8 protein-coding genes and 1 pseudogene are annotated in these 17,726 nt (G+C 32.6%); 1 reads left to right on the top strand and 8 read right to left on the bottom strand.

Translation table 11 applies throughout. The features are described 5' to 3' along the window. The 3 genes and pseudogenes from ACHZDT_RS14505 to ACHZDT_RS14495 form a co-directional block, all read right to left on the bottom strand. A pseudogene (locus ACHZDT_RS14505) lies at positions 1–326 on the bottom strand (RagB/SusD family nutrient uptake outer membrane protein); the annotation flags it as partial. Positions 327–336: 10 nt separating this feature from the next. Continuing rightward, the gene (locus tag ACHZDT_RS14500; protein WP_394775337.1) at positions 337–3,375 is read right to left on the bottom strand and encodes a SusC/RagA family TonB-linked outer membrane protein; all 3,039 of its coding nucleotides are present in this window, start codon (positions 3,373–3,375) and stop codon (positions 337–339) included. 241 nt (positions 3,376–3,616) lie between these two features. Then, complete coding sequence (locus ACHZDT_RS14495) at positions 3,617–6,418, bottom strand: triple tyrosine motif-containing protein (RefSeq protein ID WP_394775336.1); 2,802 nt, start codon at positions 6,416–6,418, stop codon at positions 3,617–3,619. Positions 6,419–6,886: 468 nt separating this feature from the next. Between ACHZDT_RS14495 and uvrA the strand changes: the two genes are divergently transcribed. Continuing rightward, entirely contained in the window at positions 6,887–9,682 is a 2,796-nt protein-coding gene (gene uvrA, locus ACHZDT_RS14490) for an excinuclease ABC subunit UvrA (RefSeq protein WP_394775335.1), read from the top strand. A 295-nt stretch (positions 9,683–9,977) separates the two neighbouring features. Here the strand turns inward: uvrA and ACHZDT_RS14485 are convergent, their stop codons facing one another. The 5 genes from ACHZDT_RS14485 to ACHZDT_RS14465 form a co-directional block, all read right to left on the bottom strand. Next, complete coding sequence (locus tag ACHZDT_RS14485; protein WP_394775334.1) at positions 9,978–10,277, bottom strand: hypothetical protein; 300 nt, start codon at positions 10,275–10,277, stop codon at positions 9,978–9,980. 242 nt (positions 10,278–10,519) lie between these two features. Then, entirely contained in the window at positions 10,520–12,163 is a 1,644-nt protein-coding gene (locus ACHZDT_RS14480; protein WP_394775333.1) for a mechanosensitive ion channel family protein, read from the bottom strand. A gap of 95 nt (positions 12,164–12,258) precedes the next feature. Continuing rightward, positions 12,259–13,728, bottom strand: coding sequence for a polysaccharide biosynthesis C-terminal domain-containing protein (locus tag ACHZDT_RS14475; protein WP_394775332.1), 1,470 nt, complete (start codon positions 13,726–13,728; stop codon positions 12,259–12,261). Between the two features lie 67 nt (positions 13,729–13,795). Then, positions 13,796–15,079: a glycosyltransferase family 4 protein gene (locus tag ACHZDT_RS14470; RefSeq protein ID WP_394775331.1), complete on the bottom strand. Its 1,284-nt coding sequence runs from the start codon at positions 15,077–15,079 to the stop codon at positions 13,796–13,798. A gap of 175 nt (positions 15,080–15,254) precedes the next feature. Then, a complete protein-coding gene (locus tag ACHZDT_RS14465; protein ID WP_394775330.1) occupies positions 15,255–17,693 on the bottom strand; it encodes a YfhO family protein in 2,439 nt (812 codons plus the stop codon). Positions 17,694–17,726 lie beyond the last annotated feature (33 nt).

Below are 17,726 nucleotides of genomic sequence, written 5' to 3'. Positions count from 1 at the left end.
CAGTTCCAGACATCTCTTAAATTGCTGTTTGTCTGGGTATGAATCATGTCATCTACTTGCTGAAAACCAATAACATCTGTTGGACTTTCTCCTCCTGCTAATGTGTTATCTGAGGCAATTTCGCCTAATAAAACATTTACGTATGAAGATTGAAGCAAGTCATAAGCCGCAATTAATGCCTGATCATAATCTGCTTTAGAGTTAAAATAATTTTCAGAATCTATCGAGTATTCTACTTTTGGGTCTACAAACTCATCCGAACAAGAAATACACAAGGTCGAGAATAGAGTTAGCATTATAACGGCTGTAAATAAATATTTTTTCATTTTAATTGAATTAAAAATTAATGTTTAGACCCATTAAATAGGTTCTTGGAACAGGATAAAATCCATAATCAATTCCACCTCCAATTGGTGCTCCGCTTGAAGCTCCCGGATCAAAACCTTTGTATTTGGTAAATGTGTATAAATTATTTACTCCTGTATAAAGTCTTAATTTTGTAATGCCGGCTTTTTGAGATATGTTTGGATTAAGTGTATATCCTAACTGAATATTCTGGATTCTGAAATACGAAGCATCTTCGACATAATAATTTGAAAAAACATTATTTGCCGTTGCTCCTGTTGTAACTCTTGGTGTTGAGTTTGTAGATCCTTCTCCTGTCCATCTGTCTAAAACATAATCTAAACGATTAGCATCTGATAATGTTCTCTCGTAGTTACGAACCATATCGTTACCAATTGATGCAAAAGTATAGGCTGCGAAATCAAGATTTTTGTAGTTTAACTGCAAATTGAATCCCATTGTAGCATTCGGAATTGGATCTCCAATATTAGTTTTATCTTTAGTATCAATTACACCATCGCCATTTACATCAACATAACGAAGACCTCCGGGAGCAGCATTTGCGCCTAAAGCCAATTGCGACGGATGTGCATCAACTTCTGCCTGATTTTGAAAAATTCCATCGGTTTTATATCCATAAAAATAACCTAGTGGTTGTCCTACTTCCATACGTGATGGCGCAGGTTGTCCTACTCCAAAAGCTCCGCCTTCAATAAAACCGGTTCCGTTATTTACTTCTAGGACTTCATTTTTAAGGAAAGTCACATTATAACCTACGCTGAAAGAAAAAGAATCTGAGAATTTATCTTTATAATCAATTGCAAATTCAACTCCTGAGTTTCTCACAGATCCTGCGTTTAATGTTGGTGCGCTTGCACCCGGAGCACCAATTCCTGTAATTCCTGAAACCGGAATATTCGGGATCAATAAATCTTTTCTGGTATCGATAAAATAATCTGCAACGACGGCTATTTTGTCGTTTAAAAAATTGACATCTAAACCAACATCAAATTTTTTGGCTTCTTCCCATTTTAAATCAGGATTTGGCACTTGTCCTGTCGCAGTTCCGTTTACTAATGTACCATCAAAAACATAAGTTGCTTCACCTGATAAAAGTCCTAAATAACCGTAATTAGGGATTTGATCGTTTCCTAGAGTTCCGTAACTAGCTCTTAATTTCAAGAAACTAATGGCTTTTGGATCTCCAAAAAAACCTTCCTTAGAAACTATCCAACCTCCTGTAAATGATGGAAAATATCCTACTTTGTTTCCTGGTCCAAATTTAGTCGAGGAATCACGACGAAGCATTGCTGATAATAAATATTTTCCGTTATAATCGTACTGAAGTCTTCCAAAATAAGACAATCTTCGTTGGTCGTATACGTATGAACTATTGGTTAAAGTTGCCGAAACTCCTTTGGTTAAAGATATATCTGCAAAATCCCATGAATTATTTGGAACATCAAAACCAGTTGCAGTAAGTCCGTTACCCCATTCTTTAAAAATAGTTGTCCCTACAGTTCCTGTAATATTGTGTTTGTCAGCAATTTTTGTATTATAAGTTCCAAAAAGGTCAAATGAATAATTATTATCATTAACAGCGCCTTGCGTAACTGAACTTCTTTGAACATCAAAAACTTTTCCGCCATAACTAATTTGTTTGCCAAATGTTTTTGATTCACTATTTGAAGTATTGAAACCTATTGAACTTGATAAGACAAAACCTTTGAAAATTTTATAATCCAATCCAAAATTTCCATTCAGTTTTTTATAATTGTAATCATTATACGTGTTTGCGATTTGTGCTAACGGGTTGATAATTTCATTACCTAATCCTGTTGTGTTTGGCACTACAGTAAATTCTCCATTTGCATCATAAGGTCTTAGTGTTGCCGGAACGTTTAATGCATTGAATAAAACCGAACCTAAGCCGTTTTCGTTTAATGTATTTCTTGTAAAATAAGTATAAATTACGTTTGTTTTTACTTTGAATTTATCGCTCAAATCAGCTGTTAAACCCAACCTTGCCGTATTTCGTAAAAAACCTGATTTGTCTCCGCCTACAATTCCTTCCTGATCTAAATGTGAACCACTTATTGAGTAAGTAATTTTTTCTGAACCTCCGGAAATTGTTAAATCATTACTGATAATTGGAACTCCTTTTTTGAAAACTTCATCCTGCCAGTTTGTACCTTTTCCTAAACCGCTAACATTTGGGTAAGGAAGCGTTTTTCCGCCATTTGCATAACTTTCATTTAATAAAAGGCCATATTCTGTAGCATTTAGCGTTGGTAATTTTCTGGACGTTTCCTGAAATCCTGTATAACTATTGAAAGAGATTTTTGTTTTAGAATTTTTCTTTCCCATTTTGGTTGTAACCAAAATAATTCCGTTAGCTCCAATTGTACCATAAATAGCCGCCTGAGCATCTTTTAATACAGTGATAGTTTCAATATCATTAGGATTAAGCAATGATAAATCTCCTACATAACCGTCAATAATAGTGGTTGGTCTGTTTTCACCATTTGTAGCAATACCACGAATACGAATATCTAATGGTGCTCCGGGAGCTCCGGATTGTGTGGTAACATTTACTCCTGACATTGTACCTTGAAGTGCCTGCTCAATTCTTGCCGGTTTCAGGAGATCAAGTGTTTTACTGTCAACTATTGAAACCGCTCCTGTTACTTCTCTCTTTTTTTGAGTTCCGTAACCAATAACTACGACTTCATCAAGAGATCTTGCATCGTCGCTCATTTTAACTGTTATTTTAGTTCCCGAAACTGCAATTTCCTGCGTTTTAAAACCTATATAACTAAAAACAATTATAGTTCCTTTAGGAACTGCTAATAATTTAAAAGATCCGTCAAAGTCTGTGGTTGTACTTTGTGAGGAACTTTTAACTTTTACATTCACGCCAGGCAGTGATAAACCTGAGCCATCTAGTACTGTACCGCTTACATCAAAAGTTTGCGAGAACGCAAATGATGTACACAATAATAGTACGGTTAGTAATAATTTGGATTTCATAATTAGTTAGTTTTTATTGAAAGCTAAATTTATCTTATCCCTTTAGGAAAACGATAAATTTAACCACAACAAAAAACATACATCTTAAAATAATCCTATGTAAATTCAATATATCTCAAAATACACCCTTATTTAACTATAATTTCAGAATGTTAATTTCTTTAACAAATCAGTCTGAATTTCCTAATACAACGTTAATGTTGTGGTAATGTATAGTTATTTTGAAGCTATTTCTGACTTACTATACAGCGAGGATATATTCTCCTAAACCGATTTCGTGCTGTAAATCCATTTTTTTACGCAAACGATATCTTTTTATCTCTACGCTTCGAACCGAAATGTTAAATAATGGAGCAATTTCTTTAGAGGAAAGGTTCAATCGAAGATACGCACAAAGACGTAGATCGTTTGGTGTAAGCAATGGATGAAGTTGTTTTATCCTTTTTAGAAAATCTTTATCGGCACTATCAAAAGCTTCCTTAAAAACATTCCAGGAATCATCTTCGGTAATATTTTTATTAATGGTACTTATGACAGATTTGATATTATTACTATCGTTTTGGGTGGTCTTTTTTAAATCTTCTTTAATAAAAGCCAGTAATTCGTTTTTACTGTTTAAACTCATTGTTGAAACTGCCAGCTCACGATTTTTATTATCAACGTCCTGAGAAAGCTGTTCGTTTCTAAGTTTCATTAATTGCTGTTCGTTTTCAAGTTCTTTAATCTCTAATAATAGATTATTTTCCTCGATTAATTTCTCTTTTTGTTTGTGATAATAATTACGATAGGATTTATTGATAAAATACGCCAGAACAAACATCAAAAGGAAATAAATAAACCATGCAAGATTGGTTAAATACCAAGGTTTTAAAACTACAAATGTATAAGTCGCAGTATTCTGTAAAATTGTATTGGCATATTTTGCCCTTACTTTAAATGTATATTTTCCCGGCGAAAGGTTTTTAAAATTTACCGTTGCTTTTGTGCTCCATTCGCTCCAATCGTTCTGGAAACCTTCTAATAAATACTGATATTCTGAGTTGATGTATTTATTGTATTCCGGAACGGTGTAATTTAAAGTGATGTTGTTTTCAGTTGATTTGAAACTTCCTTCGTTTTGAATGGCAACATTTTGTAAAGTCTCATTTTGTTTGTTGATTGTAATATCAGTGATAAAAACGCTATAATTTTTAAAACTCAAATCATCAATATTCAGCGTATAATATCCATCTGTTGTGCCTATTAAATAAGTCGATTTTGAAATTTGCGTGATATTTTCAAATCCCAGCATTGAATTTGTCAATGACGACGGAATTGGGATTACATTTTGTTTTAACTGATTGCTCAATTTACTGGCAGAAAAATAATGAATGTAGTTTTTAGAAAATAACCAGATTTTATTCGAATTGTCTACAATTAATTTTCCGGATGTATATTCGTCTTTTTCGAAAATAGAACTTAATAAATTGTCCTTTTCAAAGAGTTTTGTCTTTTGGTTTAATTTGAAAATTCCGCCTTTATAAGCATAATAAATCTGATTATTGAATTTGGTTAAACTTGCATTTTTTCCTTTTTGGGGAGATTTATACGTGTAGAAACCATGCGTTTTTAATAAAGATTTATCGAGTTTTAATCTAAAAACTCCTTTATATTCGTGACTGACATAAACATCAAAATTATTTGAGATTTCAAAATAACGGGAAGAATAATTAAAACCTTCTATTTTGTTTTTGAAAATCCATTGATTGTTTACTTTTTCCAGCACCGAAATTCCGTAATAATTTCCCTGAAGCAATTGATTTTTGTTATTAGGAACAGCTTCAAATTTCCAGGTTCCGGATCCCGAAAATATATTATGTGCCGAATCATTGGTTACAACAAAAGTTCCCGAATCATGTCCGCAGAAAAGTGTATTATCATATACAAAAAGTGACCAAACCTGCCCTTTTGTTCCGTTGATGAATTTAAACTCTGAATTGCTCTCAATGCTTTTGCAAAATAATCCCTGATTAGTTCCTACATACAACAAGCCATTAAAAGTTGCCGATGCGTAAACGGTTCCTAAAACGCCCGTATCATCTGTAAAACTATGAACCGGCGAATTGATATTGATGCAATTGATTCCGTTATCAAGTCCCGCCCATAAATTCTGATCTTTATCTTCAAAAAGTGACAAAGCGGTATTATTGCTCAAACCTTTGCTTTGCGAAATATGATATTTTAGTTTTCCTTTATCCGATAAAACAAAAATTCCGTTAGAAACCGTTCCCAACGCAAAACTTCCGTCTTGTAAAAGCTGGCTGCTGTATACAAAACTAGATTTTAAATCAGAATCAACATCTGTTGCAAAACGAGTTAGATTATTTCCCGTTAATGTATAAATTCCATCTAATTGGGTTTGGATTAGTAAACCATCTTCTGCGGTAAATAAATTTACGATCGTGAATTTTTTAAGTATCGGATTATCCGAAACTAATTTTGCTTTTCCGCTTTCAATTTCAAAAAGTCCGTCTTTTATAGTTTGAAAATAAATAGCATTTTTATTTGCGAACGATTTTACTACGCCATTTTTAGGTGAAATGATCTTAAATTTTCCGGTTTTGGTGTCATAAATATAGATTCGGTTTAAGGATTGAAATAAAACCCATTGATCGTATTTTAAGATATTCCAAAATTGTTCATCATCTAAAATCTTGTTTTTGATTGTATTACTAAGCGAAGTATATTTTAATTTGCCATTGTTTTGTCTTGTCCAATATCCAAAATTCATATAACTGCCTGTATAAATTTTGTTGCCAATTACTTTTACAGATCGCATAATGGTTTCATCCGGCGTAGGATATAATTGCCAGTTTGTACCATTATATTCTAAAAGTCCGTCGTTATTAGCAAAATACAAATAGTTTTGATCGTCCTGCGAAATCATCCAGCTTTGATTTCCTGCTCCATAAACAGCCGATGAATATTTAATAATAGGCGGAAACTCCTGCGAAAACAGGATAAAACTGATCAAAAAAAACAGAAAGGAAAATTTAGTTTTCAAATTGAGCCGTGGTATTAATTTATTATAAAAACAGTTCTAAAATAGCTTATTTTATATTGTAATAACAAGTTGATTGTTAAAAATATGCCTGATAATAAAATGTTGGCTCTTTTTCGCCACGAATTTCACGAATTAGCACAAATTTGATTGAGTGAAAACTTAACAATATCTGTTGAGAAATATGCCACAGATTTTATAGATTAAAAATGATGCTAATTGTTATTTTTTTTTCGCCACGAATTTCACAAATTCACACAAATTTGAATTCGTGAAATTCGAGAAATTCGTGGCAAAATTTTTTGCGCAAATTATTAATGATTTTAATCACTTTAATCTGTGGCGATAAATAAATTGTCCTTTTGAGTGAAAAATGAGACTGAAACTAACGCAATTAGTTAAAATTTGGAACAATCGGATTAACAAAATTCAGTTCAAAATTGATTACTTTTGTAAAAATTGACTTTTTTTATGAAAATTGATCTTTCGACACTCGACCCAAAACATAATATTATAATTAAAGGAGCGCAGGTACATAATTTAAAAAATGTAGATGTTGCAATTCCCAGAAATAAACTTGTTGTAATCACAGGACTTTCAGGATCAGGTAAATCAAGCTTGGCTTTTGATACTTTGTATGCTGAAGGACAGCGCCGTTACGTGGAGAGTTTATCCTCCTACGCTCGTCAGTTCCTGGGACGTTTAGACAAGCCAAAAGTGGAATATATAAAGGGTATTGCGCCTGCAATTGCTATTGAGCAAAAGGTAAATACTACGAATGCGCGTTCCACAGTTGGAACTTCTACCGAAATCTATGATTACGTCAAACTTTTGTTCGCGAGAATTGGCCGTACCTATTCGCCAGTTTCCGGACTGGAAGTGAAAAAAAATACGGTTACAGATGTTGTTGCCGATGTAAAAACATTGGAACTAGACAGTAAATGGCTGCTTCTTTCTCCTATTCATTTAGAAGAAGGACGAAAATTAGAAGATAAACTAAAAGTATTGCTGCAACAAGGTTTTGCGCGTATTTTAGTGAATAATGAAATGGTTCGTCTGGATGATTTCACGCCAACAGAAATCCATAAATTAGACAATAAAGATATCTTATTAATCATTGACAGAATTGTTGTTAAGGAGGAAGAGGAATTTTATAATCGTCTTGCAGATGCGGTTCAAACTGCTTTTTTTGAAGGAAAAGGAATTTGCTATTTACAGGAATTAGGTTCAGATAAAAAGTTCACGTATTCGAATAATTTTGAGCTTGACGGAATCACGTTTCTGGAACCAAATGTTCATTTGTTCAGTTTTAATAATCCTTACGGAGCTTGTCCGGTTTGCGAAGGTTACGGAAATATTATTGGTATTGACGCAGATTTGGTGATTCCTAATACTTCCTTATCTGTTTTTGAAAGTGCTATTTATCCTTGGAGAGGCGATAGTATGAGCTGGTACAAGGATGAATTGATAAAACATGCATACAAATTTGATTTCCCAATTCATAAACCTTTCTTTGAACTTACAGACGATCAAAAAGATTTAATCTGGAAAGGAAATCAATATTTTCAAGGTCTTAACGGTTTCTTTAAGGAACTGGAAGAGAAAAATTATAAGATACAAAATCGTGTGATGTTATCGCGTTATCGCGGAAAAACAAAATGTCACGCTTGTCGCGGAAAACGTTTACGAATTGAGGCTTCATACGTGAAAATCAATGGTAAAACGGTTTCAGATTTAGTAGATTTACCAATTGAACATTTGGTTACTTTTTTCAAAAACATTGATTTAAATGTTTACGAACAGCAAATCGCAAAACGTTTGATGGTTGAAATCAACAATCGTTTGTCGTTTTTGACGGAAGTTGGTTTGGATTATCTGACTTTAAACAGAAACTCTGCAACGCTTTCCGGTGGAGAATCGCAGCGTATTAATCTGGCGACTTCGTTAGGAAGCAGTTTAGTTGGTTCGATGTATATTCTGGATGAACCAAGTATTGGTTTGCACCCAAAAGATTCTGAACGATTGATTAAGGTTTTGCTTTCGCTTCGTGATTTAGGAAATACCGTAATTGTGGTGGAACATGATGAAGATATCATGAAAGCCGCCGATATGATTATAGATATTGGTCCGGAAGCAGGAACTTTTGGCGGTCATTTAGTCGCTCAGGGAACTTATGATGAAATATTAAAATCAGATTCGTTAACGGCAAAATATCTTAACGGAGATTTAGAAATTTCGGTTCCTAAAAAGAGACGAAAATTCAAAAATCATATTGATATTATTGGCGCCAGAGAAAATAATCTGAAAAATATTAATGTTACTTTTCCTCTTGATGTTCTTACTGTAATTACAGGAGTTTCAGGAAGTGGAAAAAGTACGCTGATTAAGAAAATTCTTTTTCCGGCAGTACAAAAGAAACTGGAAAACGCGTCTGAAAAAGCAGGTCAGTTTAGTGAAATAAAAGGTTCCTTTTCGCAAATTAAACATATAGAATACGTAGATCAAAACCCAATTGGCAGAAGTTCACGTTCAAATCCTGTAACTTATATTAAGGCTTATGATGATATCAGGGATTTATATGCAAAAGAAAAATTATCAAAAATAAGAGGTTATCAGGCTAAACATTTTTCTTTTAACGTTGACGGAGGTCGTTGCGAAACTTGTAAAGGAGAAGGATCGATAAACGTTGAAATGGTTTTTATGGCTGATGTTTCCCTTCCTTGTGAAACTTGTGGCGGAAAAAGATTCAAAAAAGAAATTTTAGAAATAACTTTTGATGATAAAAACATCAACGATATTCTAACGATGACTATTGATAATGCAATTGCTTTTTTTGATAAAAATAAACAGACAAAAATTACGCAGAAACTACAACCATTGCAAGATGTTGGTTTAGGATATGTTCAATTAGGACAATCTTCGTCAACGCTTTCCGGTGGTGAAGCGCAACGTATTAAACTGGCTTCGTTTTTAGTAAAAGGTGCTACAAAAGACAAAGCTTTATTTGTTTTTGATGAACCTACTACAGGTTTACACTTTCATGATATTAAAAAATTATTAGCGTCATTTGATGCTTTGATAGAAAAAGGACATTCGATTATTGTAATTGAACATAATCTTGATCTTATAAAATGTGCGGACTGGATTATTGATTTAGGCCCTGAAGGCGGTGAAAACGGCGGACATTTATTAGCCGAAGGAACTCCTGAAGATGTTGCTAAACAAAAGAAATCGGTAACGGGAATTTATTTGAAGGATAAACTTTAGGAAAAGGTACTGAGGTTTTAAGATTTTGTACGGAATTTCTTTGCGAAGTTCTTGTGAAGATTCCTCGTTTCCCGGAATGACAAATTTTCGTAATCGTTGCGGATGATGGATTAAAATCCATCTCTACAATATGCCTTGTGCCTAAGGAACTGCTTAAAGAAAATTCCAGAGAAATGATTTATTTTGTAGTAACGGATTTTAATCCGTTGGAGTTAAAAAGAGAAAATAAAAAAATTCCAAATTGCAATAACATGATTATTGGAATTTGGAATTTTTCATTTGTGATTTAAATTTCTTAAGCGACTAAACATCTTTCTTCAAAGGGAAAACCATCTTCGTCAATGGCAACTAATACTTTTTTTTGTTTTCGAGCCTCAATCGTTAGATAAAGCCATGCAAATGACCATAATCCTAAGGTCAAACAAAAAATAATGAAATTTAAACCATGATTGACTACTTTTCCGCCTTTTGAAAGAACGGCAAAAAGGAATTCATCATTTCTTTCTTCTAATGTAAATCCGTTATGAACTTTGTTGGATATCATATTAGAAAATACTTGTAAGCTCTGCTCCTGACTCAGTTCATTGTTTTTCATAATCGTTCATTAAAAAAATTAATCCAAATACTACTACATTTACTTTTACAAATTTCTGTTTTTTGTAAAGTGTTATAATCCTAAGAACAGTACACTAGGTGCTTTTATTGTATTAAGTAAGATATTTTTTATCCTAAAAAGCAAAGTGTTGCTAAATTCTCAGCTAAAGTTACTTTTTATAAAATTAACTGCAAAACAACGACTGTTAAATTTTTAAGATTATTAGCACATTTTTTTTAATCTTATTTTTTCTTTTTAATAGTAAAAGTTGGTGCTTCATAATCGTCTTTCAAATATCTTTCAGGAATTGTAGTCGTATTTCCGTCTCTTACTGCATTATAATGTGGTGACATAATCTCGATTCCGGCTGCGTTAAATGAATCCTGAATATTTTGATGTAATGACGAATAAATCAACGGCTGCTTTTTGGGTTGTTTCGTGTAAACATTGATTTGGTACGAAACATAAAAATCATCTAAACTGGTTTGCAAAACAAAAGGTATTGGAGTTTTCTCTACCATTTCCGTATTTAATGCGGCTTCTATCAATGCTTTATAAATAGCTGCCCAAGGAACATCATAACCAATTGTAACAGTGGTATGTATTAATAAACCGTTGTTGTCTTGTTTTGTATTGGACGAATAATTAGTTGAGGTACTGGATAAAACTGTCGAATTTGGGATAGTAATATCTTCGAACTTCGGAGTTCTGATTCTTGTGACTAAAGCTGTTTTTTCGATCACTTCCCCGCTTACATCGCCTATTTTTATAAAATCTCCAATCTTAAACGGGCGCATATAGGTGATCACTAATCCTGCAACCATATTGGCAATCGCATTTGATGAACCTAACGAAAACAGAATCCCAACAAAAACCGAAACGCCTTTAAAAATTGGTGAATCTGAACCTGGCAAATACGGAAATATAACCACGAGCATAAATGCATATGCCAAAAACCGAATAATATTAAATGTTGGTTTTGCCCAATCGCTGTAAAAACCATTTACTTTAATGTTTTCTTTGTTTATCTCATCAACAAAAAATTTAATTATTTTGAGTGTATATCTAAAAATCAAAATAATCACAATTATAGTAAATAGATTTGGCAGGAAATCAACAAATCCCATCACGGCAGATTTTATTGGAGTTAATGTCCATTTTAAAATCGTTGTTGTATACGCTTGTGTTGAAGGAAAAATATTAAAAAGTACAGGTAAAGTGGAATAAATAATAAGTATTAAAGTAATGATTTTTATAATGCCAATGATACGCATGGCGACAAATTCCTGCTTTTCGGGCGTGAGTACATTTATATTGTTATACGTAAAACCTTTAAAGTATCTTTCTCTTTTACTTGCGAAATAGGATTTTATTTTTCCGAAAATTTTAGATGCAAGAAATAAAACAATACTAAGAATAAGTATTAATAAAGCGGTAAATCCGAGACGTTTAGGAAATAATGAATAATTTAAATTTTGGGAAATAACAGCTTTCTTTATTGCATTAAAATTACGCCTTGCAATTTCGGGAACTGATTTATTTTCAACTTTAGCATCGGCATTTAAAACCGACATTAATATAAGATCACCTTTGTAAACAATATCCAAACTAATATCTGAAGGAATAATTTTTAGAGAATCGGATTTAAAGAGATCATTTTCATACAATGATTTTATTTTTCCTGTGATTGCTTTTGCTCTGTTTTCTGCCGAAAAAGATCCAACTTTATTGTAAACATAAAAAAGTGTATCCTTAAAAGGAGCTACAGGATATGCTTTTAATTTTAGTTCAGGTTTGGTTATTTGCGGATTCTCATTTTGAGCAAACGCAAACTGAAAAAATAAAACAATGAAGAAAGTTAAAAAACAAAGTATTTTCTTTTTCATATTCTGTTTGCTATAAGTTGGTTATCCTTACTAACAAATATAAAAACAAAATAGATTCGAATTTAATTTACTTTTGATTTCTCAATAAAATCGTACTAAATTTTAATTCCTATTTTTCTTAAAAGCATATCGATTACTTTATTAATATCCGGAGAAATATTAAACTTGTAATTTAAATACACGTATAAAATAGTTACTAAAATTGATTTTAAAGCAATACCAATTAATGGATAAACTGGAAATTCCCAGAAATAAAAAACTAAGAACAGAACTGTTGTAACTGCCAGGGAATACAAATTTTGTTTTGTAAAGGGATACAAATCGAGTTTTTTAACTACAAAAATTAACTTGGCTAAACTATAAAATGTGATGGATAATAGTGTCGCAAATGCAGACCCCATTATACCATAATCCGGTATAAAAATTATATTTAAAACGAATGTCAAAACAACTAAGCCCAATCCTAAAAATAATACTGTGCGATAATATTTAGTATTAAAAATGATCGCATTATTATTTCCTAAAATAAGATCAAAATATTTTGATAACCCAATCATAAATACGACTGGAATACCTCCTCTATATTCTTTCGGAACTATTTCATACAATTGATCGATATTGACAAAAATACACAACATTACAAATCCTCCCACAATCTGAAGATTTATTGAAGTTTTTTTATACAGAATATTTAATTCATCATGTTTATTTTCGTGCATCAATTTTGCTGTAATAGGATATACAATTTGATGCATTGCACGACTTGGAACCGAAATAACTAAAGCAATATAGGTGGCAACTGAGTAATACGCAATATTTTCAATTTCCATATATTGATTCAGTATCAGTTTATCTCCATCTAAAAGCAAATTAGCTACACTTCCAGATAAAATAATGAAAAAAGTATATTCCATTACCTCTTTTACATTTTGGGGAATTGTAATTTGGAACTTTGGCTTTTTGATGTAAAATGCATAGAACATGGTGACCAAAAATGCAACGAAATATATAACTACAGTCACATATACAAATTGTATTAATGTTATCCAATGAAAATATAAACCTATTAAAGCAATTGTAGAAACCAAACGTAAACCGACTTCTTTTATAAAATTTCCAAAAACGGAATGCATATGAACTCTTGCCCAAGCATAGAAAATTTCAAAATATGCCATACAAAGTCCAACAAACGGAATCAAAAACATAAACTGCTTTACAACAGGATTTTGTTTAGAAACAAATGCTGTAATATCATCAAAAAAGAAAATACCAATAATCCCTAACGGAATACACATCAAGACAGGAAACAATGCTGTAAAGGATAGAAATTGCTCTCTTTCCTCTTCTGTTTTATATTGCGAATAAAATTTGACTAGTGTATTTTGCATTCCTATAGCGAACAAAGGCATAATAACATTTGCTGCCGAAAGTATGTAATTTGTTAATGCATAATATGTTGCACCTAAAAAAACCGGATATAAATAAAGTGTATTAATGGCCCCAATAGCGAAACCTATATAAGTAATAATTGTATTTTTGAAAGACTGATTTAAAACAATACCCATTTTTGGATTTTAGATTTTAGTTCCAGATAGCTATCGGGATTGATTTTTGAAATTATTATTGTTTTTTTTAATTGATCAATTGTGCCAATTGTTTGGTAAGGTTTTTTCTTGAATATTGTTGTAAACCAACGCCATGAGATTCTAATTTCCCTTCCAGAAATTGATTATAAAAGTCCAAAATTACACTTTTTAGCTTCGCTTTTTCAGAATAATCAAAAAATACTCCTGTATTTGTTTCTGTTATTATAGCTGCAAAATCAGAACCATTAGGGCCAATGGCAATAATTGGGCGATTTGACACCATATATTCAAACAGTTTACCCGGAATTATGCTTTTAGTATCTTCAGAATTAATCTCGATTAAAAGTAAAACCTGAGATTTTTTTTGATGTGCAATTGCTTCGTGGTGTGAAACATAGCCTAGAAAATTTAGATAGTCATTGAGCTTAAATTTGGCAATTGCATCAAGAACTTCCTGACTTACTGCGCCAATTAATTTAATTTCTAAATGGGATTTAAAATCTGGGATTTCGTGGAGTAATTCTACCAGACATTCCCATAAAAACTGAGGATTTCTATCGGATAAAAAAGAACCGATATGTGCCAAAGTAAATTTAGTATCTAAAGTCTGTTTCTCGATATTTTCAATATCATAACCGTTTGTAATTACCGAAATTGGCTTATTCGTAATCGCCTGAAATTCGGTTTTAGTAGTTTTACTGGTTACAATAATGGTATCGGCAGTATTTAATACTTTATGTTCAAGCTTTTTATGCTTTTTAGCAGCGTAATTTGATAAACGCAGTGCTTTATGATATCCAATCGTTGTCCACGGATCGCGAAAATCAGCAAACCATTTCACGTTTAGTTTTTCTTTTAATTCTAAACCAATCAAATGCAAACTGTGCGGCGGTCCCGAAGTTACAATTGTGTCTATATTATTTTCCCTGATATATTTTTCAAGGTATTTTGCAGATGGTTTTACCCAAAAGACACGCGCATCCGGAATAAACAAATTTCCACGAATCCAAAGGAATGTTTTATCTAAAAAAGTCTGCTTTTTCTTGTGAGGAAAAATTCCGGAACTGATTTTTCTGGTTTTATTTTTTGAAAATATGGAAGCCAATTGATAAGGTTCCCAAATTTTATTTTTCAGAACAATTGACTTATCAGAAATTTGGCTCACCAATCCTTCGTCAACTATTGGATAAGTTGGATTTTCAGGAACATAAACAATTGGCTGAATACCAAATTCAGGTAAATATTTTACAAATTTCAACCAACGCTGTACGCCCGGACCTCCAGCAGGTGGAAAATAATAGGTAATAATTAAGAGTTTTTTTTGTTCCATTCGATTTATTCGGTTTCACAGAGACTCACAAAGTTCCCGCAAAGTTTCGCAAAGATTTTTAAAGATTCATTTGTGCATCTCTGTGAAATCTTTGTGTCACTCTGCGAAATTATTCTTTCACAAAATGTGTCACAACGATTTCACGAAGATTCGCAGAGTTAGAAACTGAAACTGATTACTGTGACTGTTTAACAGACTTCTTTCTTTCAAAATAAATCCCTCCAATCAAAAGCAATAACATTCCAATAGAACTTATTAAAGTGATCGCGCTTCCGGTTTTTACAACTTGTGGTTCAAATTTAAACTCGATAGTATGTTTTCCTCCGGGAATTTCCATTGCTCTTAAAACGTAATCAACAGGAAAATGGTCTGTCAATTTACCATCAACATAGGCATTCCATCCGTTTTTATAATATATCTCAGAAAAAACAGCTAAACCATCTTTTTCATTATCTGATTTGTATTTGATATAATTAGGTTTATATTGTACAACTTGTATTGTTCCGGTTGTGTCCCATTGTTTCTTTAATCTGGCACTTTTAAATTTACCTTCGTGTTCATGAACATTGAAAACAGCCACTTTTTTAGTGTCAAGATGATCTAAAGCTTTCATAACATCATCTGGTTTATTTACCAGTTTTACTGCGCTTACAAACCATGCATTTCCATTTGTATTTGGATTTACCGTTGGAAATTCTTTTCCATCTTTATCCGTTTGAATGATGTATTTGATATTCAGCATGTCTAAAACTTCCATGTTGTTTTTTGCTATCTGATAATCAAATAACTGCTGAATTCTTCTTGGTTTTGCTGCATGATATCCACCTAAAGAATGATGAAAATAAGATGCTCGTGCGCTTGACATGTTCCCGCTTACTTCAAAAACCCTGTAATGTGTTGTGTCTTTTAAAATCTGAGTATCAGCAGGTGTTTCCTGAAACGGAGCTGCAATTTGTACGGGACTCACAAAATCTTTTGCCGAAACATATTTTTTATCGACAAAAAACAAATCGAAAATCATTAATAAACCAACGATAATCAAAGTGGTATTTTGAGCTAATTTATTTTTGACAAACAACCATAAAATTCCAAAAGTCAATACGATAAAAAAGCCTGAACGCAATAAATCAGCAGAATATAAAGTCATTCTGTCTTCTTTTAATGCATCAACAAAAGCTGGTCCGTAACTGTCTAAGAAATAATTGTCGTTGCTTCCTGTAAAATGAAACATGCTTTTAGCAAATACTAAAATCACGATAACTCCTAAACCAAAAACTCCTGTTTGAATAAGGGCTTTTTGCTGAATTTTAGGTTCATCTTTAGCTTTGAAAAAGGATTGTAGTCCCATAATAGCCAAAACAGGAAAACACAATTCAAGAATAACCTGAATCGATGAAACTGCTCTAAACTTATCGTACATTGGAACATAATCGATAAAAAAGTCAGTCAATAACGGGAAGTTTTTCCCCCAAGAAAGTACTAATGCAACTAATGCTCCCGAAAGAAATACGTATTTTATTTTTCTGTCATCAATAAATAATGCTAAAACTCCTAAAAAGAAAACTACAACACCAATATATGCAGGAGCCGCAACAATAGGCTGATCTCCCCAATACGTTGGCATTCCGGACACAAAATCCTGAGCTTGCTCTGTAGGAACTCCCTGCTCGAGCATAAATGCGTACATACGGCTATCAGTCCCAACATTTTCATGATTTGAACCTCCAAAAAGTCTTGGAGCAATTAAGTTAAAACTTTCAGGGATTCCGTAACTGTATTCTGTAATGTATTCTCGGCTTAAAGCGTTTTCATTTACTTTTTTAGATCCGTCAGGATTGAAAGTTAATTCGCTGTTGCTACGTGTACTAAACTTTGCATATTCGCTGGTTGCCATTAAGTTAGTGGCATTTGCTCCTATGGCAAAAATTCCGGCTACAGCCAAAGTTCCTATTGCAATTAATAGTTGCTTATATTCTTTCTCTTTTATAAAATTGAAGGCAAAATAACCTGATAATATCAATAAGAAAATCAATAAATAATAGGTCATTTGAAAGTGGTTTGCATTAACTTCTAATGCAACCGCAAACATGGTGAGCAAACCTCCCCAAATATATTTTTTCTGGAAAACCAGTATAAATCCGGCAATAACAAGTGGCATATAAGCAATCGCATGCGCTTTTGCATTATGACCAACTCCAAGTATTATGATTAAATAGGTGGAAAAACCAAAGGCAATTGCACCAATAAATGCTTTTAAAGGATCTGTTTTTAAAACCAGTAATAATCCGTAGAAACCTAAGAAATATAAAAATAAATAATCAGCAGGACGTGGTAAAAAACGCAAAGCATCATCTATTTTTCCCACATAATCATTAGGATAATTTGCTCCCAACTGATATGTTGGCATTCCGCCAAAAGCTGAATTTGTCCAATATGGTTCAGAATGTTCTACAGCTCTAAAATCATTTTGCTCTTTTGCCATTCCGGTATATTGAGCAATATCCGATTGGAATATTTGTTTTCCTTGTAAAACAGGATAAAAATAAATTAAAGAAACGAGAATAAAACCCAATATAACAAGGGCATGCGGATAGAATTTATTTACTATTTTCAATTTAGGCTGGTTTGGTTAAATGATGAATCCTAC

Origin of the sequence: Flavobacterium sp. (assembly GCF_043722275.1) — a bacterium.
Classification (GTDB): domain Bacteria; phylum Bacteroidota; class Bacteroidia; order Flavobacteriales; family Flavobacteriaceae; genus Flavobacterium.
Note: the sequence above shows the minus strand (reverse complement) of the source record. Positions and strands in the feature narration are given on the sequence as shown.